The sequence below is a fragment of the Palaeococcus pacificus DY20341 genome (assembly GCF_000725425.1).
Classification (GTDB): Archaea; Methanobacteriota_B; Thermococci; order Thermococcales; family Thermococcaceae; genus Palaeococcus; species Palaeococcus pacificus.
This window is the reverse complement of the sequence record NZ_CP006019.1, coordinates 751,019-777,585: the sequence shown is the minus strand read 5'-3', so window position 1 is coordinate 777,585 and position 26,567 is coordinate 751,019. Positions and strand designations below refer to the sequence as shown.

Here is a 26,567-nt window from a genome sequence, read left to right as displayed (position 1 = left end):
CGAATAATTTAAATATAATTCAACATCTAAGCCTAACGATGCCTATGCCAATGTTGATTGAACCAAAAAGCTTAAGGTTTAAGACAGTAGCACTCTGGATGAATTGACTCTTCTCATAGATAACTTAATAAGCCAAATTTTTGAGTTTAAAAAAGATTGGAGGTGTTTTATGATGATTGATAAGATTTACTGCGCAGATGTTAAGCCAGATATGGAAGGACAAAGGGTTAAATTGGCTGGATGGGTTTATAGAAAGAGAGAAGTTGGGGGAAAAGTTTTCATAGTCCTTAGGGACTCAAGCGGGATAATCCAAACAATATTCAAAAAAGATAGCGGAGATGCTTACAAGCTGGCTAAAAAAGTAGGTATAGAGTCGAGCGTGATTATAGAAGGCACAGTTAAGGCTGACCCAAGGGCCCCAACCGGTGCCGAAATCCAGGGGGAGAAGCTTGAGGTAGTCCAAGATGTGGAGTTCTTCCCAATAACAAAGGATGCAAGTCCAGAGTTCCTCCTCGACGTTAGGCACCTTCACCTTCACTCCCCTAAAGTTGCCGCGGTTATGAAGGTTAAAGCTACCATGATGCAGGCTGCTCGCGAGTGGCTCCTCCAAGACGGCTGGTACGAAGTGTTCCCACCAATTCTAGTGACGGGAGCAGTTGAAGGAGGCTCAACACTCTTTAAACTCAAGTACTTCGATAGAGACGCTTATTTGAGCCAGTCAGCTCAGCTCTACTTAGAGGCAGCAATCTTTGGCCTTGAAAAAGTATGGTCTCTAACCCCCAGCTTTAGAGCAGAGAAGAGCAGGACTAGGAGACACCTTACAGAGTACTGGCACCTCGAGCTTGAAGGTGCTTGGATGGACTTGTGGGACATCCTAAAGGTTGAGGAAGAGCTAATAAGCTATATGGTGCAGAGAACTCTTGAGCTTAGACAAAAAGAGATCGAGACCTTTAGAAAGGACTTAACAACGCTCAAGAACACCGAGCCGCCATTCCCGAGAGTCAGCTACGATGAGGCCATTGATATCCTTCAAAGTAAGGGCGTTCAGATTGAATGGGGAGAAGACATGGGTGCAGATGAGGAAAGAGTATTAACGGAAGAATTTGACAGGCCGTTCTTCGTCTACGGCTATCCAAAGCACATTAAAGCATTCTACATGAAAGAAGACCCCGAAGATCCGAGAAAGGCATTAGCTGCCGACCTTTTGGCGCCAGAAGGATACGGCGAAATCATAGGAGGAAGCCAGAGAGAAGACGACTACGACAAGCTCGTCCAAAGGATTATCGAAGAGGGTATGGACCCCAAGAACTACGAGTGGTATCTCGACCTTAGAAAGTACGGAAGTGTGCCCCACAGCGGCTTTGGTCTCGGCTTAGAGCGTTTGGTAGCATGGGTAATGAAGCTCGACCACGTGAGGTGGGCCACACTCTTCCCGAGAACACCTTCAAGGCTCTATCCTTGAGGTTTCTTCATATTTTTCTTAATCCTCAAAACATAGCAAGAAAAGTTTAAAAGAAGAAAAAGGCTCACAAGAATGGGTTCCTAAACTTCTTGCCCGGATAAAGTGCTATACCCTCGAGTTCTTCCTCAATCCTTATGAGCTGGTTGTATTTAGCGTTTCTATCGCTCCTTGCTGGTGCTCCTGTCTTAATTTGGCCAGCGTTCAATGCAACGGCTAAGTCCGCTATGGTGGCGTCTTCTGTCTCTCCAGAGCGGTGGGACACAACCACTCCATAGCCAGCCCTGAATGAGAGGTAAGCGGCATCAATTGCCTCACTGAGAGTTCCTATCTGGTTGACCTTCAATAGGAGCGCGTTGGCTGCGCCCATCTCAATTCCCTTCCTTAAGCGCTTGACGTTTGTGACAAAGAGATCATCGCCAACTATCTGCACTTTCTTGCCGAGCTCTTTTGTTATCATGGCAAAGCCCTCAAAGTCCTCCTCATACATTGGGTCTTCAATTGAAACGATTGGATAAGTTGAGACGAGCTCCTTGTAAACATCTATGAGCTCTTCCCTTGTGTACTCCTTTCCGCCGACTACATATTTTCCAATTTCACTGTTGTAGAACTCGCTTGAAGCAGCGTCAAGGGCAAAAGCTATCTCATCTCCAACTTTATAACCGCTCTCCTCAATTGCCTGGACTAGAGCGTCTAATGGCTCTCTAACATCCTTCATTGGTGGAGCAAATCCACCCTCGTCACCAACGTTAACAGCTAATTTTCCATACTTTTCCATTAGAATCTTCTTTAGGGTGTGGTATGTCTCGCTAACCATCCTAATACCTTCTCTAAAGCTCTTAGCCCCAACAGGCATTATCATGAACTCCTGAAAGTCTAAGTCATTACCTGCGTGTGCTCCACCATTGATGACGTTGCTCATTGGAACAGGCAAAACATATGCGTTTGTGCCTCCAATGTAGCGGTAGAGTGGCAAACCAAGGGTTTCGGCAGCGGCTTTAGCGACTGCGAGAGAAACACCTAAAATAGCGTTTGCACCGAGGTTTGACTTGTTCTCCGTGCCGTCGAGCTCGAGCATTAGCATATCGATGTCCCTTTGGAGTGTGACGTCCATTCCTATAAGTTCAGGGGCAATTATCTTGTTAACGTTTTCAACAGCCCTTCTAACACCCTTTCCATGGAACCGGTCTCCACCGTCTCTAAGCTCCAAAGCCTCATGAGTTCCTGTTGAAGCTCCACTTGGCACAGCAGCCCTTCCCATAGCAAAGGGTGTGTAAACATCTACCTCAACTGTTGGGTTTCCTCTAGAGTCCAAAATTTCCCTAGCCACTATTCCTGTAATCTCAAATGGGTTCTCCATCTCATTCACCTCGGGTGATATTTGTCCTCCAAACTTAAAGGTTTTGGGTGGGCATAAGCAAAATTGAGTAGAAAAGGCTAATAAGGGATTAAGCGTAAAACCTTAGAGGTGATGTGCATGGACTTTGATATAGCGAGATATATCGATCACACAAATTTAAGGGCTTATGCGACCAAAGAGGACATAATAAAGCTGTGTGAAGAGGCCAAAAAGTATGGATTCTACGCAGTCTGTGTTAATCCATATCGCGTCAAGCTCGCTAAGGAGCAGTTAGAGGGAAGTGACGTTAAAGTAGCGACTGTTATAGGCTTTCCCTTGGGAGCAACGCCGACTGAAGTTAAGGTCTTTGAAGCGAAAAAAGCTTTGGAAGATGGGGCAGAAGAGCTGGATATGGTATTAAACATAGGCGCTCTAAAGGATGGCAATTATGAGTACGTTAAGAACGACATTGCAGAGATTGTGAAAGTTGCTCACGAGAGAGGAGCTTTGGTGAAAGTCATTATTGAGACGTGCTATTTAACAGATGAAGAAAAAGAGATAGCCTGTAAACTAGCTATGGAAGCAGGAGCGGACTTTGTAAAAACCTCGACGGGCTTTGGAAGCGGCGGAGCAACAATAGAAGATGTTAAACTAATGCGCAAAGTCGTTGGTGATAAGCTGGGAGTCAAGGCCTCCGGTGGAATAAGGACGTATGAGCAAGCGAAGGCAATGATAGAAGCAGGAGCTACAAGAATAGGGACATCAAGCGGCATAAAGATAGTGGAGGAACAAGAGTGATGAGAGAGGAGATAAAAGAAATCCTTGAGGCAAAAATCAAAGAGCTCAAAGACGAGGGATTAAATCCAGACATTATCTTGGCTGGCTCTGATTTCTTACTATATGCGGGTGATGTACTGGTAGACTACAATCTGAAGATATATGAAATTGAAGACTTGGGCTATGATGCAGTTATCGCAGACTCTCAAACGCTTGGACTAATGAAAAAAGCATCTAGAAGAATCTCTGTAGACCCATTCTTAAAGGAGAAAGAGAAAGAAGTGTGGAAAGAGCTGCGCGTCTAGGATACCATTGAGACTATCTGGGGGTACCTCCTTTTTATGGTGTACCCCACTCCTCCTCCCACTATTATTCCTGTAATTGCTTGAAGTGTATTACCCGGGATTTCTGCCATTGCTCCCCCAATCCCGTAGAGGTAGACCTCGACGAGGAAGTAACCCAGCACCATTAGGAAGCCGCCCACTATCGTGGCCAGGAGCACCGTTGTGAAGTCCTCTCTCTTTGATGCAATGTAGCCTACCACCCATCCTTCAACTCCCTTGATGACCAAGGTAAACGGGGCCCAATGAGGATAGCCTATAGCATCAGCAAGAGCAGAGCCAAATCCTCCAGCAAAAGCTCCAACGAGTGGGCCGAACAAAACACCGCTAAGCATGACCATTGTATCTCCAAAGTTTATGTAACCGCTGGTCTGAGGTGTTGGGATTCTAATTACCATCGTCGCTACTGTAACAAGGGCAGCCATTACTGCGGAGACCGCGACGACCCTTGAGCTCTTAAACTCCTCCTTTTTCAGAACGAACACATATCCAAAGTAGAGCACCACCACGAGGAGCAGCAGCCATTTAACATAAGGAGCTATAACCATCAGCTCTTCTTCAGTCACAGTTACCACCTCCACATTACAAAATTATTCAAGTTAAAACTTGAGTTATCCGCTTAAAAACTTTCCTCTGAAGAATAGCTGGGGAATAAAAGAGAGAGTAAAAAGAGATCACTTCAAAGCTGCCTTTAATGACTCCTCGAATATCTCCATGGCGACGTCGATTTCTTCCTTGGTGACGATTAATGGTGGGATAAACCTGAGGGAATTGTCGCCACAGCCGAGGAGTATGAGACCTCTCTTAGCGGCTTCCGCAACAACTTTGTTTCTAACTTCAGCGTTCTTCTCCTTTGTGTCCTTGTTCTTAACGAACTCGACAGCTTGAGCAAGTCCAAGACCTCTTGCATCACCGATGACCTCGTAGTTCTCCTCAAGCTCCTTAAGCCTCTTGTGTAAGTAATCGCCAACCTCTTGGACATGTGGAAGGAGGCCTTTAACTATCTCCACTACTTCAATGGCCGCTTCAATGGCAACAGGGTTTCCACCGAAGGTTGAGGCGTGCCTTCCAGGCTTGTCGAATGCTATATCAGCTCTGTGGATACATCCTGCTAAGGGTATTCCTCCACCTATAGCCTTACCAAACTGGATTGTGTCTGGAGCAATGCCAAAGTGCTCGATAGCCCAGAACTTACCTGTTCTACCAACACCCATTTGGACTTCATCGTCAGCTAAGAGAATTCCATATTTGTCAGCGAGCTTCTTGAGATCCTTGAAGAAGTCTTTTGGTGGAACGACGTAGCCGCCTTCACCTTGGATTGGCTCAAAGACTATAGCACCAACTTCTTCTGGTGGAACGTGCTTGAAGACGTAGTCCTCGAGGAATTCAAGAACGCGGTTTATGAGCTCCTTGGGGTCAGCATAACCATCGATGTGCCATGGGTTCCTGTAGGGATTTGGATATGGAATGTGCTCAACGCCGGGCATAGTTGGGAAGAACCTCTCTTGCTGCACCCACTTACTTGCTGTTAAGCTCAAAACAGCTTGTGTCCTTCCGTGGAATGCGTGGTAGAAGGCTATGAACCTCTTTCTTCCAGTGCCGTACTTCACGAGCTTCATCATAACCTCGTTGGCCTCTGCACCGCTGTTTTGATACGCAACTTTCTTGGCAAAGTCTCCTGGAGCAAGTTCACTTAGCTTTTGTGCCAACACAACGGCGTTTTCATAGAAGAAGTCGTTTAGAGCAAAGTGTGTAAACTTTTCAGCCTGCCTCTTAACAGCCTCGACAACTTTTGGGTGCGCGTGGCCGACGTTCATAACACCAACGCCGCTTCCAAAGTCATAGAAGCTGTTCCCATCAATGTCATAGACGAGAACTCCCTCACCGTGGTCGATAACTATAGGCAAAGCCTCTGGGTCTTGAGTTGTTGTAGCTAAAACCTCAAAGTTCTTCTCAATTATCTCCTTTGCCTTTGGACCGGGTAACTCTTTAACAACAGGTCTCTTTACCATCTTAGCTCACCACTGTATAACCCGTTATATATCTATATAATTTTATGCTCATCAAAGAACAGGTTTGTTCGAAAAAGTTTCGAAGCAAGCAGAGAAATTGTGAAGTAATTCAAAACTCAAAAGAAAATAAAGCTACTCTGAGGCAATTTTATTCTGCCATTCCTCTAAGAGCTCTTTGGCCGAGTTGGCGGCTATTGCTCCCTGACCAACGGCAACAGCTATTTGTTTGAAAACGTTTGTAATGTCTCCTGCTGCAAAAATGCCTCTGACCTTGGTTCTCATGTGCATGTCCACAGGGATGTAGCCATACTCATCGGTTATTCCGAGATGTTTGACGAAGTCTGTCTTCGGCTCATAACCTATAAAGATGAACACTCCATCGACCTTTTTCTCAAATATCTCTCCAGTTTTGACGTTCTTTAACACCACTGCCTCTACTTTTTGATCTCCTTTAATTTCTGTTACAACGGCGTTGAGAACTGTGGGGATTCCCTTCTCCTTAAAGCGGTCTTGAAGTATCTTGTCTGCCCTAAACTCTTCCCTCCTGTGGACAAGAGTTACTTTAACACCTATTTCATAGAGGAATATAGCCTCCTGAAGGGCGGTGTTGCCCCCTCCAACCACAACGACTTCTTTGCCCTTAAAGAGAGGTCCATCACATGTTGCACAGTAGCTCACACCCCTTCCATAGAACTTGTCCTCCCCCGGAACTCTAAGCTTCCTTGGTGTCGCTCCAACCGCAATAATAACCGTCTTGGCCTTGTAGATCTTACCGTTCTTGGTGTGGATCTCAAATTTGCACGGCCCTTCATAGTAGGGGCACTCTGCAGGATCAATTCTAACAACCTCATCAAAAATAACATCCACACCCAGCTTTTTGGCCTGCTCATACATTAAGGTAGCGAGCTTCTGACCGCTTACACCATCTGGGAACCCAGGGTAGTTCTCTATTAAGTCAGTTAAAGCCATATTTCCACCAAGGTCTTTGCTTATGATATCCACGTCCAAACCATACCTCGCCGCATAAATTGCTGCTGTGTATCCCGCGGGTCCTGCACCAATAATAAGGACATCTCTTACTTTATTCTCATCTTTTCCAGCAGTTGACAATCCCGTTAAGCTGAACATGTTACCACCTCCAATTTTTGGTGTCCCTAAAATAATTTAAAAACATTATGGGACACATATGTATAATATTCAATCAGCAGAGCATAATTATTTTTTAGCATTTAAACTTTAAAACATTGTTGAAAAACAAAAATAAGACATTAAAAGAGTTTTATGTGTCTATCTAAAATTAAGTGGAGAGTATAACCCAAAAAAGATGCAATACCAACAAAAAGCGCCTCACCAAACTTGAGATCCAAACCGTATTCAAGGGCCACAAAGACTAAGATAGCATAGATGAATGCAAATGCCAAAGAATGTACAACTCCTCTGTGCCTCGGCATTAGTGCAGTGTATGCATACCACGAAGCAAATGCAACTATTGCTCCAATCCCCCAAGCTATTGTGAGGTTTGCCCACTCGTAAGGGGCTATGTTGGCATACTGCTGGGCTTTTAAGAAGATGGAGCTTCCCACAGCCACCGCCACAATTGGTTTAGAGCCGCGGTGAATTAAAGCCTCCGGATGATCCAGATCAGGCAAATCGCTACCCAATACGTAAAAGGCGTAGCCTAAAGCCATTGCTATAAAGCTCATCTCAATGGGCAAGTTGCCATAAAATTTTAGCAAAGAGAGCACTAAAACAGCCAGGGGATATGTTAGAATACCCCCTAGCACGTGCCCATCATAATTCACTCCTCTGCCTCCCCAGCCCTCTCTTCTTTTTCCATGAATCTCCTAACGTATTCGGGGACTTTGTAGTTGCCTTTTGGATCGCCGACTAAGAATCCAAGCCTTATGAGCTCTTCCAAATGATCATAAACCTGAATTCCAGGCTTTTTGACTTCCTTGGCAATTTGGATGTAGCTCACTGGTCCGCCTTTGAACTTAAAGACAATAGCCTCCACCAGCTCCTTATAGTCATCAGGAATCCTTGTTAAGTACTCTTCGAGGCTCTTGGGCTCTTCCAATATTGTGGTAACGACGTAGTCATCAATTGGGTCAAATTTGTGCTTGCTTGCCTCATTCAACACAAAGTGTAGGAGTCTCAATATTTGTCTTGGATTGCCCTTTCCAAGGCTGTGGATTAGCTCTATGGCCTTTTCGGTGAAGGGGTATATAGGATCATCCGTATCTCTAATTCTAACTCCGTTTAAACGCTTTTTAACAAGTTCAAATGTTTCATCTATACTCATAGGCCTGAGCTTAAACTCATAGTGGAGCCTCATGAAAAAGGCCGGAAAGAGCTTTGTATACTCTTCGTAAGCTTCAGGAACACAGGCAAACACAAAAATACATCCTGGGGGCATGTTGCTTATAAAGTGTCTTAGCATCTCAAAAAACTGTATCTTCTCCTGCTCCCTAGCAGTTTGCATGTTTTCAAGCTCATCAAGGAGAAGAGCAGAATGAGGATATTTACTCATCTCTTTCGTTAAAAGCTCCGCTATATCTCTGGATTTGTACTCATCAACAGATGTGAGCATTTTTTCAAGCTGATCAATAAAACCGAGCTTTTTTGATAGATTCTCCAAAAATATAGCAGTTTTGCTCTTCGGAGGTTTAAAAGCGTTGAATATATCGCGCGTTATTTTCAGAATATCATTGGTGTCCACCTTAACATATATGGCCTTTCCATTGTTTTCCTCAATCGATTTTGCCAAGCTCTTAAGTCTTTGAGTCTTTCCCATTCCCAGCGGCCCGACTATAGAAAAAGCTATCGAAGTCTTGTTTCCAAGAACCTCAGATAAAGCCATAGAGAGCTTCATATCAACTTCTTGGTAAACGTGTATGCTCTCCACATCGCGTATACCTTCACTTGCAAGCTCTGCAAAAGGGTTTTTTGATATACCATAGATCTCATAAGAAGGAGACTGATAAACTTTAAGAGGCATCACTTTGTTCTCCATTTAATCACCACCCTTAAAAGTTCAGTTGCGATTAGATATAAAAGTTGTGGAGGGAAAGCAGATGACAGTTCTTTTAGTTACATGTCCTGTTGGAAGGGAAGGAGATGCTTCTCTAGAATTAGAATGGGCATTGGGAAATGCAAAAGTCAAACGCACAAAATGGAGAGGAGTCCTAATTGTGTTCACTCCTCTTGAGAAAGCAGAGGCACTGAAACGCATAATTGAATTTGAGACAAGTGCGATTTTTAAGATTACTCCTTTAGACGTGCTCGTTAAGAGCGATAGGGATGAAATAATAAATATTGGTTTTGAACTCGCAAAAACAAAGATAAAAGAAGGAGACAGCTTTGCAGTTAGATGCAGGAAGAGAGGAAATAAAATCAAATCAAGCAAAGACATTGAAATCGAGCTAGGAGGAAAAATAAAGGAAGAACTAAATGCGGTTGTCAATCTAAGCAATCCAAAGTGGACGGTTGTGATTGAAATACTAGGAACGAAAACAGGAATAGGAATACTGATGCAAGAGGAGTTTATAAAAAAGGATATCCACTTCTAGCCTCATATTAATTTTTGCATTCAGAAACAATAACTAGTTTTTTAATTGCGCAAGAAGTTTTGGGAAGGGTTTTGGTGGGTCGTGCACAGGCAGACTAACCTTTCAAACGCCCAGCCCCCAATTCAGGGCAAGACCTCGGGCAATTGGGAACGGCAGGCTAAACGGGTCGGAAACCCTTCCCGCTTACACCCCCGCCCCAACAAACCCGTCTTCTACGGGCGCCCTCGTCCCTGGAAACGGGCCGGTCACCCAAACCCCAACCCAGGGAACGGCCGCTTATTTTCGGGGACCGCTTCGGCCTTAGATGCCTTCAGGCCTTATCCGCTTCGGCCTTAGATGCCTTCAGGCCTTATCGGACACGGCGTAGCTGCCCGGCTATGCCTTGCAAGACAACCGGCAGACCAGAGGCCGCGGCACCCTGTTCCTCTCGTACTAAGGGCACCTTCCCCTCAAGCGGCCAACACCTCCGGAGGATAGCATCCGACCTGTCTCACGACGGTCTAAACCCAGCTCACGTTCCCCTTTAATGGGTGAACACCCCCACCCTTGGCCCCTGCTGCAGGACCAGGATGGGAAGAGCCGACAGCGAGGTAGCAAGCCTCGGGGTCGATATGGGCTCTCGCCCGAGACGACTCTGTTATCCCCAGGGTAGCTTTTCTGTCATCCCAGGCCCCCACCGGGGAGGCTCTGGGGTTCGTTAGGCCACGCTTTCGCGGCTGGACCCGCCTCTGTTACGAGTCCAGTCAGGCCGGCTTTTGCCCTTACACTCTACGGCGGATTCCTGACCCGCCTGAGCCGACCTTAGGGCACTCCCGATACCTTTTCGGGAGTGTGCCGCCCCAGCCAAACTGCCCACCTACCGCTGTCCCCCCAACAGGAGGTTAGCTGTACGGCTAAAGGTGGGCGGTGTCTCATGGACGGCTCCACCCGCCCCAGAGGACGGGCTTCGACGCCTCCCGCCTACGCTGCGCACCCCCAGCCGTACAGCAACGGCAGGCTGCAGTAAAGCTCCATGGGGTCTTCGCTTCCGTCCGGAGGTCCCTGGCATACGCGGCCAGGCAGTGGTTTCGCCGGGCCCCAGCCGGGGACAGTGGGGACCTCGTTACGCCATTCATGCAGGTCGGCATTTAACCGACAAGGAATTTCGCTACCTTAAGAGGGTTATAGTTACCCCCGCCGTTTACCGGCGCTTCACCCGGTTGAACCCGGGCTTCACGTACCGGCACTGGGCAGGCGTCGGCCCCAGTACAAACCCTTTCGGGCTAGCTGGGACCTGTGTTTTTACTAAACAGTCGGGCCCCCCTAGTCACTGCGACCTGCGGTTTACACAACCGCAGGCACCCCTTCTCCCGAAGTTACAGGGCCAATTTGCCGATTTCCCTCGGCTGGGTTTCCCCCGACACGCCTTAGGCTTCTCACCCAGGGGCACCGGTGTCGGTTCTTGGTACGGTCGCGGAGGATCGCTCCCGGAAGGCTTTTCACGGGCCCCAGGGATCAGCGGAACCCCCCTAACGGGAGGCCCATCACGCCTTCACCCGGTTCTCACCATTACGGTACTCCCCGGGCTTATACGCTTAGCCGGCCATGCAAGACCGGTCCGCCTACCCCGAGGCGTCACCCTCCGGGCTTGCGTTACCGCACCTACCCCCGCGGTACGGGATTATAAACCCGTTTCCCTTTCCCCGGCACCGAATTACGGGCCAGGTTAGGACCGACTAACCCACGGCTGACGAACATTGCCGTGGAACCCTTGCCCCTACGGCGGCCGGGATTCTCACCCGGCTATGCTGCTACTCCCGGCAGGATCCGCAATTCCGACGGGTCCAGTGGACCTCACGGCCCACCTTCTACCCCACCGGAACGCCCCCCTACCCGATGACGGAGCAAACACTCCGCCCGCTGGGGTATCGGTGGCCGGCTTGAACCCCGTCCATTTTCGGGGCCCCTGACCTCGACGGGTGAGCTGTTACGCACTCTTTAAAGGATGGCTGCTTCTAAGCCTACCTCCCCGCTGTCTAAGGCCAGGGACACCCTTTAGGTCATACTTAGCCGGCACTTAGGGACCTTAACCCCAGGTTGGGTTCTTTCCCTTTCGGCAGACGGCTTACACCGTTGCCCTACTCCGGGGGTCTACGGCGGTAGTGGGTTCGGAGTTTGACAGGATGCCGGAGGCTTTCGCCCCCTAAACACCCAATCAGTGCTCTACCCCACCACCAACCTCGCCCCGGGCTATCCTACGGGATAATTCGGGGGGAACCAGCTATCTCCGGCCTCGATTGGCCTTTCACCCCTAGCCCGAGGTCACGGGAGCGAATTGCACGTCAGCATCCCTAACGGGCCTCCATCCCTCTGGTGAGGGACTTCACCCTACCCCGGGCTAGATCGACCGGTTTCGGGTCTCATCCGAGCGACTCCAGGCGCTTTCACACCCCGTCCCTCAGCAAACGCCTGCGGACCTGTCGGTTTCCCTACGGCTTCGGGGTTCCACCCCTTAACCTCGCCGCTCGGATGAACTCCCTGCCCCGTGTTTCAAGACGGACGGTGCGACCCCGGTCCTCTCCCCTCGTACTCACCCCTCGCGAGGCTTTCCTTCAGGGAGACTCACTCCTTAAGAGCCGCACCCAACTATCACCGCCTGGTTTCAGGCTCTTTTCACCCCCTGCCAGGGGTACTTTTCAGCTTTCCCTCACGGTACTAGTTCGCTATCGGTCTCGGGACGTATTTAGGGTTGGGAGCCGATGCCTCCCAGATTCCCGCCGGATATCCGACCGACGGTACTCAGGAATCCTGCCGGATCCACTCGGCTTACGCTTACGGGGCTATCACCCTCTCCGGCGCCGCATTCCAGCGGACTTCAGCTTCACCGAGGAGGATCCTAGGCAGGACCCACCACACCACATCCCCCAAGTGTTTCCACTTGGGGTTCAGTTTGCCCTGTGCCGTTTTCGGTCGCCCCTACTCACGGCATCGCTTTTGCTTTCTTTTCCTGCGGGTACTAAGATGTTTCAATTCCCCGCGTTCCCCCTCCTTACGGAGTGCCCATAAGGGCGGGAAGTCCCATTCGGGAATCCTCGGCTCGACGGCTGCCTGCGCCTCACCGAGGCTTATCGCAGCTTGCCACGCCCTTCGTCGGCGCCCCGAGCCGAGCCATCCACCAGGCGGTTTAGTGTACTTGCCCCTACTATGGAGGCTGGGCAGTTTTTTGGGTTAGTCTGCCTGTGCACGGCCCTCATCGCGGGAGTTATTCACTCCCTCAGACCCTTCACCCCCGAGCTCTGCTCGGGAGTTGCACTCTTCGTGGTGGACCGGCCGGGATTTGAACCCGGGGCCTCCGGCTTGCAAAGCCGGCGCTCTCCCAGGCTGAGCTACCGGCCCACGATTGACAGGCCCAACACCCCTATAACCCCCCGGACGGATTTCCTGCGTTAGGAGGTGATCGAGCCGTAGGTTCCCCTACGGCTACCTTGTTACGACTTCTCCCCCCTCACGGAGCCCGGACTCGACCCCGCCCAGAGGACGAGGCCTCATCCAGACCCCGCTCGGGTGGAGTGACGGGCGGTGTGTGCAAGGAGCAGGGACGTATTCGCCGCGCGATGATGACACGCGGGTACTAGGGATTCCAGCTTCATGCGGGCGAGTTGCAGCCCGCAATCCGAACTGGGGGCGGGTTTAGGGGATTTCCTTCCCCTTTCGGGGTCGGTTCCCATTGTCCCGCCCATTGTAGCGCGCGTGTAGCCCGGGGGTTTCGGGGCATACTGACCTACCGTCGCCCGCTCCTTCCTCCGGCTTATCGCCGGCAGTCCCCCCAGAGTGCCTCCCTCCCAACGGGAGGGGCTGGCAACTGGGGGCGCGGGTCTCGCTCGTTACCACACTTAAGTGGACGCCTCACGGTACGAGCTGACGGCGGCCATGCACCTCCTCTCGGCGTGTCCGGCAAGACCTTCAGCCTGGCCTTCATCCTGCCGTCGCCCCCGGTGAGGTTCCCGGCGTTGAATCCAATTAAACCGCACGCTCCACCCCTTGTAGTGCTCCCCCGCCAATTCCTTTAAGTTTCAGCCTTGCGGCCGTACTCCCCAGGCGGCGGGCTTAACGGCTTCCCTGCGGCACCGGGTGAGCTCGAGGCTCGCCCGACACCTAGCCCGCATCCTTTACAGCCAGGACTACCCGGGTATCTAATCCGGTTTGCTCCCCTGGCCTTCGTCCCTCACCGTCGGACCCGTTCCAGCCGGGCGCCTTCGCCACTGGCGGTCCCCCTGGGATTATAGGATTTCACCCCTACCCCAGGGGTACCCCCGGCCTCTCCCGGTCCCAAGGCCTGCAGTATCCCCAGCAAGCCCCACGGTTGAGCCGTGGGATTTCGCCAGGGACTTACAGGCCCGGCTACGGACGCTTTAGGCCCAATAATAGTGGCCACCACTTGGGCCGCCGGTATTACCGCGGCGGCTGCCACCGGCCTTGCCCAGCCCTTATTCCCGGAGCTCCTTGCACTCCGGAAAAGCCGTGGCTGTGCCACGGCACTCGGGGTCCCCCCGTCGCGGTTTCCCGCATTGCGGAGGTTTCGCGCCTGCTGCGCCCCGTAGGGCCTGGACCCGTGTCTCAGTGTCCATCTCCGGGCTCCAGCTCTCACTGCCCGTACCGATTGTCGGCTTGGTGGGCCGTTACCCCACCAACTACCTAATCGGCCGCCGGCCCATCCTCGGGCGCCGGAGCTTTCGGCTTGGGGACTTTCCAGTACCCCAAGCCTATGGGGGATTAGCCCCAGTTTCCCGGGGTTGTCCCCCTCCCGAGGGTAGGTTACCGACGTGTTACTGAGCCGTACGCCGGTGCGCGCAAGCGCCCCTTGACTCGCATGGCTTAGTCGGACCCCGATAGCAGTGGCCTCCGGCAGGATCAACCGGAATTGGGAGTCGGCCGCGATGTGAAAATCGCATTCCGTCCGGGGTTTGGTTGGGGTGTTGGGCCTGTCTTACTCCCGAGGGTTCCCCCGGTTGGGGTTTTCCTCGAGAGCGCATTGTGTTGTGCCCTTGGTTGGAGGGCGGGGTTCATTGTGAGGGCTTTGCCCTCGCTCCCCTCGACGCCGCCGTCTTGGCACCAGGGCTTTGGGCCCCCTGTTCGGGGGCTCCACCCAATAACCCCCAACCCCCACAATACAAAATAATTGCAAAAAGAGTAAGCCCTTGGATAATTAACAAACTCATGATAAAACATCTCCAAATAGTGCCATTAAATTGACATAAAAATGATAAACATGTACAAAGAAAAAGACACATTAAATTTTCGGTTTAACAGCATAAACCGTCCTGTCTTCACCAATTCCTTTGATTAGCCCTCTATGTCTCCTCACACAGCTTTCACATTCTCCGCAGTGGATTGGCTTTCCGTCTTCAGTGAATCCTTTAGGCATATAGCATGAGTTTGAATACTCATACTTTGTGTTTAACTCTTTCAAAAGTCTTGCTATTCCTTTCTTGTCAAGATTTATCAAAGGAGCTACAACTTTAACTTCGCTCAGCGCTCCATAGCGAAGCATCTCGTTCATCCTCTCAACGAACTCTAAAGTGTTGTCAGGGAAAGTTGTCCCCTCTTCAGCATTAAAGCCCACTATGATATCTCCTCCTCCAAGAGCATCCAAAAGTGAAGCGGCAATGCTAATTAAAACCACATTTCTAGCTGGCACCCAAACACTTTTCGCTGTTTCTTCAGCTCGTTTCATATTTTCGAGCTCTTCAGCACTGACTTTTGGAGTCTCTCCTCCCACGAGTGTTGTTCCTCGCATTTTCGAGAACTCTTTAAGGAATTCAAGCTCCACTATTTTTAACGGAACATTCAGCTCTCTTGAAAAAAACTCCGCAACTTTGTTTGTAACCTTCTCTTCGTTGCTCCCATAGTTTACAGTAAGCATAATCACTTCGTTATAGTTCTTTTTTGCCCAGTATAAACAGGCTGTCGAATCCAAACCGCCGCTAAACAGAACGACAGCTCTCTTCATTTTTTCCACCTCACTCTAGTGCTATGCCAATAATTTCCCTCACATCATTATATCCTTCGTCTATTAAAAACCTCGTTATTCCTTCATTGATTTCTCCAAACACCTCAAAACCTCTCAAAGAGACAGCGGTTCCAATTTGAAGGGCTTTAGCACCTGCCATTAAGAATTCTACAGCATCCTGCCACGTTGTTATTCCACCTATGCCTATGATGTCTATGTCCAAAGCTTTAGCTAAGTCATAAACCGCCCTCAATGCTATCGGCTTTATACCCTGGCCCGAGTAGCCTCCAACTTTGTTGCTCAAAATTGGTTTTTTGGCATATATATCTATGGCTATTGCCTTTAGTGTGTTTATTGCAGACACAGCATCAGCTCCAGCCCTCTCTGCAGCTAAGCCGAGTTTGGTTATGTTGTCTATGTTTGGGGTTAGCTTTGCAATAACTGGCTTATCCGTAACATCTTTAACCACTCTTACTACTCTATAGACCATATCTGGATTTTGGCCTATCTCCATGCCGTAGCCTTTCGCATGGGGGCAGCTCAAGTTCAGCTCAAAAGCATCGGCAACATCACTCAGCTTTTCCGCCAAAAATGCAAACTCTTTCTCATCTCCGCCAAAGATTGAAACAATTATTGGAAAGTCAAACTTCTCATTTATGAACTCCTCATAAAATGCTTCCCATCCAGGGTTTGGAAGCCCCATCGCGTTTATCAGTCCATACGGGAGCTCCACTATCGTGGGATTGTCATAGCCTTTTTTTGGTTTAATTCCAATGGACTTTGTTACAGCAGCGCCAGCACCTTCTTCGTGAGCCCTCCTCAACAAATCAGGGGTCATATCGCATACTCCAGAAGCTATCATGAGGGGATTTTCGAGCTTAAGCTTAGCAACTTCAACGCTCAGCATGTTTGACACCTACTAAGCAAAAGGTGAAGCTGAATTATTAATGTTTTGCCACAATCCTTGCCGAGCAAAGTTGACTAAGTTTGTATGTCTCATTTAAAGTCGCATGCTTAGATGTGAATTAAACGAACAAATTTGATGCTAAATTAGTTTCAGCTTTCGTTCGGCGTCTACAGGACGCCATCATAAGTGAAACGATAAAAAGCAGCATGTTGAGTAAAGATTCACCCAAAAACAGTTAAATTTCGGAGGACATACGAGCTTTGATCAACCTTTTGTTAAGCAAAAGGTTGTGTGGCGGCGGACACGCCCGAGGGTGGGAACCCTCCACCGCCCAGCCTTGCTCGGGACTTGTTCTCCCCCGTTACCCCCACGAGCGCCGAACGTCCCGCCTACCGCTGCTCCCTTCCGGGCCTTGCGGGGTTCAGCGGGCAAAGGGCCTTAGCACGGCCCTCCAGCCGTACTTGGCCCACCGCCAGCCCCGTGGGACGAGGGATCATTACTCCTCCCGGGGTCGGCTGGGCGGCTTTAGGAACCGCCCCTCGGGCTTCGGCCCCCGCATATCGACGGTTTCGGGTTCCAGGGGACGCCGAACCCCCCAGCCTAGTCCGCCGCCATAGACTAATAGATAGGGCGGGTATATAAAGATTTGGTTCTGAGGGCATTTTCCTGATTTCTTTCTAGAATCTTTTGTATTCCCTATGTTACCTACACCATATAGAAGGCGGACTCTAAAAGATGCTAGCTTTAGAAACAAAATAAAAGCAGAAAAATGAGAGAATTCACTCCTCACTTTTCTCTTTTTTCGTTTCCTCAAGCTTCTTGATGAGTTTTTCAACAATCTTCATAAACGCTTTTGCTGCTGCGGTATCATCATAGAGAACTATTGGAATGCCGTTATCACTGGCCTCTCTTGCTTTCACATCTATCGGGACTTTACCCAAAAAGTCAACGCCCTCCTTTTGAGCAAGCTTTTCACCGCCTCCCTCCCCAAAGAGATCTATCTTGTTGCCGCAGTGGGGACATATGAGGTAGCTCATGTTTTCAACGACAGCTATGTATGGCACTCCCATCTGCTTCATCATGTTTACTGCCTTTCCAGTATCAAGGAGAGCTACTTCTTGGGGAGTTGTGACAATAATGGCAGCATCTAGCTTGAGGGTTTGAGTAACAGTCAAAATTTGATCTCCAGTTCCAGGTGGGAAGTCAATTATCATGAAGTCCAAACTACCCCACTTAACATCTCCTAAAAGTTGCTTAATGGCCTTGGTAACGAGAGAACCCCTCCAGATAATTGGCTGATCCGGCGGAACTAAAAAGCCCATGCTCATAACTTTTATAGGTGTGGTTTGTCCCATAAAGTCGTTCATAGGAGGTATCATCTCAAAGTGTCCATCTTCAAACTTCTCGGCAAGAACTTCTTCCTTTTCAACACCGAGCATCTTTGCGACGTTTGGGCCGTGAACATCTGCATCAAGGACGCCTACGAAGTAGCCTTTCTTGGCCAAGGCAGTTGCCAGGTTAACGGCAACTGTTGACTTTCCAACGCCTCCCTTACCACTTAAAACCGCTATTTTGTAAGTCCACTCTTTTTCCTTGTCCTTAATCCTTTGAGTCAGTGGATCAGTTCCAAAACCTGCAATGTTTAAATTTGGAGGAGTTTTAATCGTCATGACAATCACCTCATTTTTAGGTTGTCCTAAAGGAATTCCCCATGATAAACTTATAAGCTTTGTCATAAATAAATGCAATAATGAACAAAAGTGGGTAAGAAATGGCCAAGTGCCTTACCCTACTAAGATATATTCAAGAATTCCCTATACTGAACTGGGATAATCATCAATATAACACTGGTCACAGAATGGTTTCAAGCTAATCAAAGATAAAACAAAATCTATAAGAAAAAGAAGGGAAATCATGGAAGTTCGACTTCTTTACCGAGGATTCTCCAAAGCTCCTTGGTTTGGTTCTTGAGCTCCTCAATGGCCTCTGGCCTCTTGAAGAGGTGCTTAAACCTTCCTTGGAGCTTGAGGTACTCCTCAATTGGCTTCTTGAACTTTCCGTCCTTGGGGAATCTTTGGAACTTTATGTTGTGGAAGTCACCGTTCTCAATCTCAAAGAGCGGCCATATACCTGTTTCAATAGCGAGCTTGGCTATTTCGATTGTCTTCTCTGGTGGTGTCCTCCATCCTGGGACACATGGGGCAAGGACTTGGACGAATGCTGGGCCATCAACGCTTGCAGCCTTCTTCATCTTCCTGTAGAAGTCTAATGGATCACCAATGCTTGCGGTAGCAACGTATGGAACTTGGTGAGCTGCTGCAATGAGGGCGACTATTTTCTTTGGTTTATCCTCACCAATTGAGTACTTTCCTGGTGGTGAAGTGGTTGTCCATGCACCATATGGGGTTGAGCTTGATCTTTGAATACCAGTGTTCATGTAAGCCTCATTATCATACATGAGGTAAACTGCGTTGTGTCTTCTCTCAAGCATACCGCTCAATGCCTGCATACCTATGTCCGCTGTTCCACCATCTCCACCGATGGCTAAAATCTTACCCTTCCTTCCAAGCTTCTTCCATGCTGCTTCAACACCGCTTGCGACAGCCGCTGCGTTTTCGAAAGCAACGTGCACCCATGGAGCCTTCCAGGCTGTGTATGGGAATACACCACTTACAACTTCCATACATCCTGTAGCGTGAGCGATTGCGAAAGCATTTGGATCGCCGTATTTAGCTTCCATAGCTTCACTAAATGCCTTTGTAGCGAGCTTCATGACTATAGCAGGACCACATCCAGCACATGCAGCGTGACCAGGTGCCCAATACTCGCGAGTTGTAATTGGGGGTTTTCTAACCGCCATTTAAATCACCTCACAAAATCTCCTTCCTCAATCCTATCCAGTAGACTTCTTCTTTAACTCCCTCATCCATAGCCTTCCTTGCAATCTCAACGACTTCCTCTAGGTTCTCAAAGGTAACGTCCCTTCCACCGAGTCCAAGGATGAAGTCAAGGACTATTGGCTTTTCTTTCTCGTTTATCAAAGCCCTGCCGACGTCGGTGTAAACAGCACCGCCAATTCCAAAGCTTATGTTCTTCTCAAGGAGTGCAAGGACTTTAGCCTTCTTTGCAAGTGCCTTTATCTCTTCGATTGGGAATGGTCTGTAAACAGTTATCTTTGCGGCACCTATCTTAACACCCTCTTCCCTCTTCTTGTCAACGAACTCCTTAACTGTTCCAGCGAGTGAGCCCATAGTGACGAGAATTATCTCAGCATCGTCTGTCCTGTACTCCTCAATGATGTGGTACTTCCTTCCAAACTTCTTCTCGAATTCCTCGAAGACTTCCTTTATAACCTCTCTGGCGTTTTCCATTGCCTCCCAGACAGTGTATCTGGCTTCCATGTAGTGGGCTGGGAATCCAAGAGCACCTTGTGTAATTGGCCTCTCAGGGTCAAGGTAGGCGTGCTTTGGAACGTATTCGCCAAGGAACTCGTCAACTACCTCTTGGTCAGGTATCTCGACGGGCTCGACTGTGTGTGTGAGGATGAATGCGTCGAATCCAACCATTGCTGGGAGGAGGACTCTCTCATCTTCAGCCACTTTGAATGCGGCCAAAATTAAGTCCAAAGCCTCTTGGTTGTTTTCAGCATAGAATTGGAGCCAACCGGTGTCTCTCTCACTTATAGTGTCTTGCCAGTCGTTCCAGATGTTAATTGGAGCTGAGAGTGCTCTGTTACCAATGGCCATAACAATCGGGAGCCTCATTCCAGCTGCTATGAAGAGAATCTCGTGCATTAAAGCGAGACCTTGTGAGGCTGTTGCTGTGAATGTTCTTACTCCAGCGGCTGAAGCACCAACACATGCTGAAATAGCTGAGTGCTCGCTCTCAACCTTAATGAACTCGGCATCAAGCTCTCCATCAGCAACGAACTCACTAATCTTCTCAGGAACTAGAGTTGATGGTGTAATCGGGAAAGCAGCAATAACCTTTGGCTTTGCAAGCTTGGCAGCCCAAGCAGCAGCTTCATTACCTTTCATAACCTTTCTCATTGGCATTTATACCACCTCATTTAGTTTCTCTAACCATCTCAATAGCTTTTGTTGGGCACTCATTCGCACAAATTCCACAACCCTTACAATAGTCGTAATCAAAGACAGGATAGCTCTCCTCGTCTAAGTATATTGCTGGCTCTGGGCAGTAGATGTAGCACATGAAGCACCTTACACACTTGTCCCTGTTAAATTTGGGCATGAAAACTCTCCAAGAACCTGTTTTGTTTACTACGCTGCTTCCTGGCAGATAGACGATAGCTCCTGGAGTCATTTTTTCGCTATACTCCTTTTCAACCATTTCAATATTCTCTTTAAAGGGGTTTTCAGCCATGTAAATCACCTCTCGGAGCAATACACCTTACGAATCCAAATCTTCATTTATATGTTTTTGCTTTCATTAAAAAGTTAAAAATGAAATTGTGAATCACTTAAACATTTCTGCTTTTTTCTTGAGCTCATCCCACTCTCTAAGCACCCACTCTTGGAGTATCTCCATATCCTCCTTGTTCATGTACTTGAATCTTCCTTGGAGCTTGAGGAACTCTTCAAGTGGCTTTGGCTCCTTGTTTGGTGAAGGCATGTTTATCTTATACTTGCCGTTCTCATACTCGAAGAGTGGGAAGTAAGCTGTTTGGACTGCCAACTTAGCAAGTTCTATTGATTTGTCTGTTGGACTTCTCCATCCGGTTGGACATGGGGCAAAGAGCTGTATGAAGCTTGGTCCTGGAGTTTCTTGAGCCTTCTTAAGCTTCCTCATGAAATCCTCGGGATATGCAACGCTTGCTGTAGCAGCATAGGGTATTTTGTGGGCTATTACAATGTCAATAACCTTCTTCTTTGGCCTCTGCTCAAGGAAGTGCTTCTTTCCGCCTGGTGTGTTTGTGGTCCAAGCACCTTGTGGGGTTGAGCTTGATCTTTGAATACCAGTGTTCATGTAAGCCTCATTATCATACATGATGTAAAGGCCATCGTGACCTCTCTCGAGGAAACCGCTCAAGGCTTGTAATCCTATGTCCGCTGTTCCACCATCTCCAGCCCATCCGACGACCATTATGCCATCTTCGCCCTTAACCTTGTAACCCTTAGCCTTCAAAGCGGCTTCAATTCCACCTATGACAGCACCTGTTGTCTCGAAAGCTGTGTGGAAGAGTGGAGCCCCAAATGTTGAGTATGGCCATGGCCCAGCAATAATTGTTGAACAGCATGCTGGGATTGTGAAGATAACCTTGTTCTTGTAAGCCTTGAGGACATACCTCAGACCTAATGCGGCAGCACAACCTTGGCAAGCTGTGTGTCCAGCATAGAAGTACTCCTCTGCTGGAAGTGATAATCTCTTCTTAACGTTCTCAGGAATTTCCATCTTTCTCACCTCTTTAATCCATACCACTCTATCTCCCTATCGAGTTCTCCCTTTTCAATTATGGCCTTCATGTTGTCTGCTATCACTTTAACATCCTTGACAGTGAAGTCTCTTCCACCAAGGCCAACAATATAGTTCTTCATTACTGGCTTTGCGTCAGTATTGTAGAGGACACCCTTAGCTTCGTTGAAGAGTATTCCCTCTTGTCCGAAGGAGAAGTTTCTGTCCAATACAGCTATTCCTTGGACGTTCTTAGCTAACTCGTAAAGCTCTTCCCTGGGGAATGGTCTGAACCACCTAACTTTCGCTGCTCCAACCTTGTATCCTTCCTTCCTAAGCAGGTCAACGGCTTCCTTAACTGTTCCCATTAGTGAGCCCATTCCCATGAAGACGAAATCTGCATCCTCAGTCTTGTAGAACTCAATCATCTTTGAGTAGTCCCTACCAAAGCGCTCGCCAAACTCCTTACCAACCTCTTTAATGACTTCTTTAGCGTTCTCCATTGCCTTGGCAATCTTGTACCTGAACTCATAGTAGTCGGATGGAGTACCAAGAGCACCGACGGCGATTGGGTTGTCAAAGTCCGTGAGAGTGTAGAGCGGCTCCCTTGGTGGGAGGAATTCATCTATCTCCTCTTGGGGTGGCATGTCGACTACATCATAAGTGTGGCTCAATATGAAAGCGCTCTCAATGACCATAACAGGAAGGTTAACCTTCTTGTGCTCAGCTATCTTAAATGCCATCAAAACGCCATCATAAACCTCTTGGTTGTTTTCGGCATAGAATTGAAGCCAGCCAGTATCTCTTTGTGCCAAAGAGTCAGTTTGATCATCCCAAACGCTCCATGGTGGGGCCATAGCTCTGTTGACATCGACCATTACTATCGGCAATCTAGCTCCGCTTGCCCAGTGGAGCATCTCGTGCATTAAAGCGAGACCCTGAGCTGAAGTTGCGGTAAATGCCCTCGCTCCTGTAGCGGAAGCACCTATACAAGCGGCCATTGCGGAGTGCTCACTCTCGACTGGCACGTATTGGAGGTTCTCAACTTCTCCATTAGCTATGAACTCAGATATCTTTTCGATGATTGAAGTTTGGGGAGTAATTGGATAAGCAGCCACAACTTCAACTCTTGCGTGCTTAGCGGCATAAGCAGCCGCATAGTTTCCACTTATCACCTTTTTCATCTTCGCCACCTCACTTCTCTTCTCTAACCATGGTTATTGCCTTTGTTGGGCACTCATTCGCACAAATTCCACAACCCTTACAATAGTCGTAGTCCACTGCAACGTAGCCATCTTCTTTGATGTATATGGAAGGCTCCGGGCAGAACTTCCAGCAGATGTAACACTTTACACACTTAGATTCATCAATTTCTGGTATAAATGTCCTCCAGTCCCCAGTGAAGTTTATCAGGGTCGTGCCAAGGGTGATTGGCGCTTCAGGGTACTCACTCTCACTTGTGAATGTGAGCTTTTTTGCTTCATCTTTTTTACTCCCAAATAGGGTGTTCAAACTGATCCCCTCCTTCAATTAGTTACAGGCAGTGATTTTAGGCAATTAAATGAAGTAAAGTGGGAAAAATCAAATCTCATAAATTTCTGTCTTTTCAAAGGCTTCTCTTGCAGCCTTAGCGTTCTTTTCGCCAAGTTCGCCGGAGAATGTGTCTTTAATAGCACTCTCAACGCTCTCAATCTTGACTATGCCCGTTGCCTTAGCAACTGCACCCAATATTGAGGTGTTTGTAATTGGTAATCCAAGAACCTCGAGGGCTATGCTTGTAGCGTCAACAATGGCGAGCTTCTTTGGCTTCTTCTTAAGGAGCTCAAGAACTTCTTCCTTGCTCTTCTCTGTGTTTACAATAACAATTCCTCCCTCTTTAAGACCAGCCGTAACATCAACGACTTGGAGGAGGGATGGATCTAAAACAACGACAACATCTGGCTCATAAATTTGAGTCTTTATCCTAATGGGCTTCTCGTCGATTCTTGTAAAAGCTGTGACTGGTGCTCCTCTTCTCTCAACACCAAAGAATGGGAATGCTTGGACGTACTTGCCCTCTGTAAATGCAGCTCCTGCTAATATGTTGGCCGCAGTAACAGCACCTTGTCCACCTCTACCGTGAAAACGAATTTCTATCATTTTCTCTTCCTCCCAATAAGTTTTCATGTTTTGTTGATAAAAAGCATTTATTTAGTTTTCGGTATAGAAAGAAAACGCTTTCGGCAAGTGTCTTTGGGTAAAAGTGAACATAATTCATGGTTAGTGTATAGAAAAAAGCATTACTTCTCATTAAAGGTGCCATTTACATTTGTAAAGTAACAAATAGGAGTCTCAATTCAAACACCATACCGGAAAATACCAAAGAAAAAATTTAAAAGCGCTCCAATCTAAGTTTTTATCTATATAGACTATATGCCACTATAGAGGGATTCCCATGGATGCGTTGATTATAGCAGTTTTCGCAGTCGGTTTTTACATCGCTTGGAACATAGGAGCAAATGACAGCGCAAACGCCATGGGGACAGCTGTGGGGGCAAATATACTCTCCTTTAAGCAAGCAACACTAACGATAGCAGTTTTTGTGTTAGTTGGGGCATATTTAGAGGGGTACAAAGTAATGAAAACTGTAGGAAAGGGCATAATCCCCGAAGGGTATTTAACACTCCAATTGGCAGTTATAGCCCTCTTAGCTGCTGGCCTTTGGGTCACCATAGCAACGATTAGAGGCCTTCCTGTGTCAACAACCCAAGCTATAATCGGAGGCGTTGTGGGGGTTGGAGTGGCAATAAGAGCTCCGGTGGAGTGGCACACATTAACAAAAATAGCTGGAGCTTGGATTGTTTCCCCCATCGTAGCAGCTTTAGTTTCAAGTATTCTCTACAAAATTTATGGTATTGTGGTTAATAACATAAAAAGCGTTAGAAGCATTGAATTGCTCTATAAGTGGCTTGCTGTTTTGGGAGGCTCTTACATGGCCTTTAACTTCGGTGCAAACGAAGTTGCAAATGCTACCGGTCCGCTGGTAGGCGCTGGAGTAATTGAGCCAGAGATAGCAGGCATTTTTGGCGCTATAAGCCTCTCGTTGGGAGCACTAACATTCAGCTATGCCGTTATGCACACCGTTGGAAAAGAAATAACGTCTTTAGGCCCAATATCAGCATTCGCGGCTCAATTTGGCTCTGCCATAGCGGTCAGCGCCGCAAATATTTTGGGCTTGCCTGTAAGCTCAAGTCAAGCGATTGTAGGAGGCGTTATGGGCGTAGGCCTAGTTACAGGCCACGGTATAAACAAAAAAACTCTCGCTGATATCGCGTTTGGATGGATTGCAACACCTTTGACGGCAGTTTTCTTCGCTTTAGCTATCTTCAAGCTCTTTGCTCTCGCCAGCCTGCTTTAATTCCACACCAAGCTTTGTTAGCTCCTTTATCATTCCCATTTGAATGTAAGCTAAAATCCTTGTTTCTTCATTCTCCTTTACCTCTACAATCTCCCCAATGGAGTTCAAAAGAGATAAAACCCTCGGAACTTTTTCAATATCTCCAACGATAATCTCAAACAGCTTAAACTTTGGTAAAGTCAAAATCAGCCTATCCAAAGCATCAAAGAGCTCATCAAGATCATTCAGCTTAGCGGATATAGAAACCACATCAAAGATTACCAAACCCCTCGAATCCGCCAATTTTTTTATCTCCTCTTTTTTGTCTTTAATGTCTTCGGGAGTTGTCAAATCATTCTTATTGAGCACAGCTATTATTGGCTTATCAAGCGACTTGAGCTCTCTTAGAACGTGAATTGAAGCCAAAAACTTCCTTTTTATCTCAGTCCAAGGCTCACTTGCATCCAAAACAAGGAGAATTATATCAGCCTGTACAATCTCCTCAAGTGTCGAATGAAAAGCCTCCACAATGAATGGAGGTAGATTGTCTATAAACCCAACGGTATCAGTAACTAAAACCTTTTTTCTGCTTACTTTGAACGCCCTAGTAATTGTGCCTAATGTTGTGAACATTTGATTCTTAACAGCCACCTCTTCTCTCGTCAGCGCATTTAAAAGGGTAGACTTACCCGCATTTGTGTATCCTGCCAAAGCCAAAAGAATAAAGCCAACCTCTTCCCTCCTCTTTCTCTTTACTGCCCTATCAGCTTTAACCCTCTCAAGCTCCTTCCTAATTTTACCCATCCTATAGCGAATGTGCTTGAGATACTGCTGTGTTTGATACTGACCCATTCCCTTGAAACCTGCCTTATCTCCAAGCTTGATCCTTCTAATTGCTTCTTTTACTATAGGGAGCTCATACTGAAGGTTGGCAAGCTCAACTTGAAGCTTAGCTTCCTTAGAACGAGCTCTCTTCTCAAATATCTCTAAAACGAGCTGCCATTTGTCTATAATTTCTATGCCAAGTTCCTTAGATAGGTTGTAGGCCTGAGAAGGAGTGAGACGGTTTGCAAAAATAACTTTATCTGGCTTAAGCTCTTCAATTTTGACCTTAATCTCCTGCACCTTTCCTTTACCTATGTTGTAGCGGGGACTCTCTTCTCTAACCTGCTCTATAATGTCAAGAACCTCATAGCCTGCACTACTTAAAAGCTCTTCAAATTCTTCTCTGCTGACCCTTTTTCTCTGGGAATGTCTAATTACACCTATAACCTTCATCATTCATGAGCTTTGACCAAGGATATATAGGTTTTTGGGTTTCTACTAAAGGCATCAAAGTAAGTGCTAAATGGAATTATTAGAATAGCAGTGCCAATGATGCTAGTA

General features: G+C 47.7%; 22 protein-coding genes, 1 tRNA gene, 2 rRNA genes and 1 other RNA gene. 5 read left to right on the top strand and 21 right to left on the bottom strand.

Features of this window, described 5'->3' with window-relative positions; all coding sequences use genetic code 11:
• Positions 1–172: 172 nt before the first annotated feature.
• Positions 173–1,462, top strand: a complete 1,290-nt coding sequence (gene asnS, locus PAP_RS04365; protein WP_048165938.1) for an asparagine--tRNA ligase — start codon at positions 173–175, stop codon at positions 1,460–1,462.
• Between the two features lie 64 nt (positions 1,463–1,526).
• On the opposite strand, the gene eno is transcribed toward asnS, so the two are convergent.
• Positions 1,527–2,819: a phosphopyruvate hydratase gene (gene eno / locus PAP_RS04360; protein WP_048164867.1), complete on the bottom strand. Its 1,293-nt coding sequence runs from the start codon at positions 2,817–2,819 to the stop codon at positions 1,527–1,529.
• Between the two features lie 117 nt (positions 2,820–2,936).
• Here eno and deoC point away from each other — a divergent pair, with 117 nt between their 5' ends.
• Positions 2,937–3,596, top strand: a complete 660-nt coding sequence (gene deoC, locus PAP_RS04355; RefSeq protein WP_144367989.1) for a deoxyribose-phosphate aldolase — start codon at positions 2,937–2,939, stop codon at positions 3,594–3,596.
• Positions 3,596–3,880, top strand: a complete 285-nt coding sequence (locus PAP_RS04350) for a family 4B encapsulin nanocompartment shell protein (RefSeq protein WP_048164865.1) — start codon at positions 3,596–3,598, stop codon at positions 3,878–3,880. The genes deoC and PAP_RS04350 overlap by 1 nt, the downstream gene beginning before the upstream one ends.
• On the opposite strand, the gene PAP_RS04345 is transcribed toward PAP_RS04350, so the two are convergent.
• The 5 genes from PAP_RS04345 to PAP_RS04325 form a co-directional block, all read right to left on the bottom strand.
• A complete protein-coding gene (locus PAP_RS04345; protein ID WP_394296786.1) occupies positions 3,877–4,482 on the bottom strand; it encodes an ECF transporter S component in 606 nt (201 codons plus the stop codon). The genes PAP_RS04350 and PAP_RS04345 overlap by 4 nt on opposite strands.
• 108 nt (positions 4,483–4,590) lie before the next feature.
• Positions 4,591–5,928: an ornithine aminotransferase gene (locus tag PAP_RS04340; RefSeq protein ID WP_048164864.1), complete on the bottom strand. Its 1,338-nt coding sequence runs from the start codon at positions 5,926–5,928 to the stop codon at positions 4,591–4,593.
• 132 nt (positions 5,929–6,060) lie between these two features.
• Positions 6,061–7,056 (bottom strand): thioredoxin-disulfide reductase, encoded by a 996-nt coding sequence (gene trxB, locus PAP_RS04335; protein WP_048164863.1) that lies wholly within the window; start codon positions 7,054–7,056, stop codon positions 6,061–6,063.
• A 140-nt stretch (positions 7,057–7,196) separates the two neighbouring features.
• Entirely contained in the window at positions 7,197–7,730 is a 534-nt protein-coding gene (locus PAP_RS04330) for a metal-dependent hydrolase (RefSeq protein WP_048164862.1), read from the bottom strand.
• The gene (locus tag PAP_RS04325; protein ID WP_048164861.1) at positions 7,727–8,941 is read right to left on the bottom strand and encodes an AAA family ATPase; all 1,215 of its coding nucleotides are present in this window, start codon (positions 8,939–8,941) and stop codon (positions 7,727–7,729) included. Before PAP_RS04325 ends, PAP_RS04330 begins: the two co-directional genes overlap by 4 nt.
• Positions 8,942–9,002: 61 nt before the next feature.
• Between PAP_RS04325 and PAP_RS04320 the strand changes: the two genes are divergently transcribed.
• On the top strand, positions 9,003–9,497 hold the full coding sequence (locus tag PAP_RS04320; protein WP_048164860.1) for a THUMP domain-containing protein: 495 nt from the start codon (positions 9,003–9,005) through the stop codon (positions 9,495–9,497).
• Between the two features lie 123 nt (positions 9,498–9,620).
• Here the strand turns inward: PAP_RS04320 and PAP_RS04315 are convergent.
• The 14 genes from PAP_RS04315 to PAP_RS04255 all read right to left on the bottom strand — a co-directional run bounded on the left by PAP_RS04315 (position 9,621) and on the right by PAP_RS04255 (position 23,944).
• A 23S ribosomal RNA gene (locus PAP_RS04315) occupies positions 9,621–12,677 on the bottom strand.
• Between the two features lie 118 nt (positions 12,678–12,795).
• Positions 12,796–12,872 (bottom strand) — tRNA-Ala (locus tag PAP_RS04310).
• 52 nt (positions 12,873–12,924) lie between these two features.
• Positions 12,925–14,398, bottom strand: a 16S ribosomal RNA gene (locus tag PAP_RS04305).
• Together the 16S and 23S rRNA genes with 1 tRNA gene alongside form the textbook arrangement of a ribosomal RNA operon.
• A 368-nt stretch (positions 14,399–14,766) precedes the next feature.
• Complete coding sequence (queC, locus tag PAP_RS04300; protein ID WP_048164859.1) at positions 14,767–15,486, bottom strand: 7-cyano-7-deazaguanine synthase QueC; 720 nt, start codon at positions 15,484–15,486, stop codon at positions 14,767–14,769.
• Between the two features lie 10 nt (positions 15,487–15,496).
• On the bottom strand, positions 15,497–16,393 hold the full coding sequence (locus PAP_RS04295) for a dihydroorotate dehydrogenase (RefSeq protein ID WP_048164858.1): 897 nt from the start codon (positions 16,391–16,393) through the stop codon (positions 15,497–15,499).
• Positions 16,394–16,688: 295 nt separating this feature from the next.
• Positions 16,689–17,004: signal recognition particle sRNA (gene ffs, locus PAP_RS10175), an RNA gene on the bottom strand.
• A 168-nt stretch (positions 17,005–17,172) separates the two neighbouring features.
• Complete coding sequence (locus PAP_RS04290) at positions 17,173–18,063, bottom strand: Mrp/NBP35 family ATP-binding protein (protein ID WP_048164857.1); 891 nt, start codon at positions 18,061–18,063, stop codon at positions 17,173–17,175.
• A 242-nt stretch (positions 18,064–18,305) separates the two neighbouring features.
• Entirely contained in the window at positions 18,306–19,253 is a 948-nt protein-coding gene (gene porB / locus PAP_RS04285; protein ID WP_048164856.1) for a pyruvate synthase subunit PorB, read from the bottom strand.
• A 10-nt stretch (positions 19,254–19,263) separates the two neighbouring features.
• Positions 19,264–20,448 (bottom strand): pyruvate synthase subunit PorA, encoded by a 1,185-nt coding sequence (gene porA / locus PAP_RS04280; RefSeq protein ID WP_048164855.1) that lies wholly within the window; start codon positions 20,446–20,448, stop codon positions 19,264–19,266.
• A gap of 10 nt (positions 20,449–20,458) precedes the next feature.
• On the bottom strand, positions 20,459–20,776 hold the full coding sequence (porD, locus tag PAP_RS04275; protein WP_048164854.1) for a pyruvate synthase subunit PorD: 318 nt from the start codon (positions 20,774–20,776) through the stop codon (positions 20,459–20,461).
• A gap of 93 nt (positions 20,777–20,869) precedes the next feature.
• Complete coding sequence (locus tag PAP_RS04270) at positions 20,870–21,805, bottom strand: 3-methyl-2-oxobutanoate dehydrogenase subunit beta (RefSeq protein WP_048165936.1); 936 nt, start codon at positions 21,803–21,805, stop codon at positions 20,870–20,872.
• 5 nt (positions 21,806–21,810) lie between these two features.
• Positions 21,811–22,989 carry a pyruvate ferredoxin oxidoreductase gene (gene porA, locus PAP_RS04265; protein WP_048164853.1) on the bottom strand — a complete coding sequence of 393 codons (1,179 nt, stop codon included), beginning with the start codon at positions 22,987–22,989 and terminating at the stop codon, positions 21,811–21,813.
• Between the two features lie 10 nt (positions 22,990–22,999).
• A complete protein-coding gene (locus tag PAP_RS04260) occupies positions 23,000–23,317 on the bottom strand; it encodes a 3-methyl-2-oxobutanoate dehydrogenase subunit delta (RefSeq protein ID WP_048164852.1) in 318 nt (105 codons plus the stop codon).
• Positions 23,318–23,386: 69 nt separating this feature from the next.
• Complete coding sequence (locus PAP_RS04255) at positions 23,387–23,944, bottom strand: pyruvate/ketoisovalerate ferredoxin oxidoreductase subunit gamma (RefSeq protein ID WP_048164851.1); 558 nt, start codon at positions 23,942–23,944, stop codon at positions 23,387–23,389.
• A gap of 295 nt (positions 23,945–24,239) precedes the next feature.
• Here PAP_RS04255 and PAP_RS04250 point away from each other — a divergent pair, with 295 nt between their 5' ends.
• On the top strand, positions 24,240–25,202 hold the full coding sequence (locus PAP_RS04250) for an inorganic phosphate transporter (protein ID WP_048164850.1): 963 nt from the start codon (positions 24,240–24,242) through the stop codon (positions 25,200–25,202).
• Here the strand turns inward: PAP_RS04250 and hflX are convergent.
• Positions 25,161–26,459, bottom strand: a complete 1,299-nt coding sequence (gene hflX, locus PAP_RS04245; protein ID WP_048165935.1) for a GTPase HflX — start codon at positions 26,457–26,459, stop codon at positions 25,161–25,163. The two genes, PAP_RS04250 and hflX, sit on opposite strands and share 42 nt — an antisense overlap.
• Between the last annotated feature and the right edge of the window lie 108 nt (positions 26,460–26,567).

Bases quoted from the DNA above. Each gene is read 5' to 3' on its own strand.
- asnS (WP_048165938.1), top strand. From the start codon at position 173: ATGATTGATAAGATTTACTGCGCAGATGTTAAGCCAGATATGGAAGGA.
- eno (WP_048164867.1), bottom strand. From the start codon at position 2,819: ATGGAGAACCCATTTGAGATTACAGGAATAGTGGCTAGGGAAATTTTG.
- deoC (WP_144367989.1), top strand. From the start codon at position 2,937: ATGGACTTTGATATAGCGAGATATATCGATCACACAAATTTAAGGGCT.
- PAP_RS04350 (WP_048164865.1), top strand. From the start codon at position 3,596: ATGAGAGAGGAGATAAAAGAAATCCTTGAGGCAAAAATCAAAGAGCTC.
- PAP_RS04340 (WP_048164864.1), bottom strand. From the start codon at position 5,928: ATGGTAAAGAGACCTGTTGTTAAAGAGTTACCCGGTCCAAAGGCAAAG.
- trxB (WP_048164863.1), bottom strand. From the start codon at position 7,056: ATGTTCAGCTTAACGGGATTGTCAACTGCTGGAAAAGATGAGAATAAA.
- PAP_RS04325 (WP_048164861.1), bottom strand. From the start codon at position 8,941: ATGGAGAACAAAGTGATGCCTCTTAAAGTTTATCAGTCTCCTTCTTAT.
- PAP_RS04320 (WP_048164860.1), top strand. From the start codon at position 9,003: ATGACAGTTCTTTTAGTTACATGTCCTGTTGGAAGGGAAGGAGATGCT.
- queC (WP_048164859.1), bottom strand. From the start codon at position 15,486: ATGAAGAGAGCTGTCGTTCTGTTTAGCGGCGGTTTGGATTCGACAGCC.
- PAP_RS04295 (WP_048164858.1), bottom strand. From the start codon at position 16,393: ATGCTGAGCGTTGAAGTTGCTAAGCTTAAGCTCGAAAATCCCCTCATG.
- PAP_RS04290 (WP_048164857.1), bottom strand. From the start codon at position 18,063: ATGACGATTAAAACTCCTCCAAATTTAAACATTGCAGGTTTTGGAACT.
- porB (WP_048164856.1), bottom strand. From the start codon at position 19,253: ATGGCGGTTAGAAAACCCCCAATTACAACTCGCGAGTATTGGGCACCT.
- porA (WP_048164855.1), bottom strand. From the start codon at position 20,448: ATGCCAATGAGAAAGGTTATGAAAGGTAATGAAGCTGCTGCTTGGGCT.
- porD (WP_048164854.1), bottom strand. From the start codon at position 20,776: ATGGCTGAAAACCCCTTTAAAGAGAATATTGAAATGGTTGAAAAGGAG.
- PAP_RS04270 (WP_048165936.1), bottom strand. From the start codon at position 21,805: ATGGAAATTCCTGAGAACGTTAAGAAGAGATTATCACTTCCAGCAGAG.
- porA (WP_048164853.1), bottom strand. From the start codon at position 22,989: ATGAAAAAGGTGATAAGTGGAAACTATGCGGCTGCTTATGCCGCTAAG.
- PAP_RS04255 (WP_048164851.1), bottom strand. From the start codon at position 23,944: ATGATAGAAATTCGTTTTCACGGTAGAGGTGGACAAGGTGCTGTTACT.
- PAP_RS04250 (WP_048164850.1), top strand. From the start codon at position 24,240: ATGGATGCGTTGATTATAGCAGTTTTCGCAGTCGGTTTTTACATCGCT.
- hflX (WP_048165935.1), bottom strand. From the start codon at position 26,459: ATGAAGGTTATAGGTGTAATTAGACATTCCCAGAGAAAAAGGGTCAGC.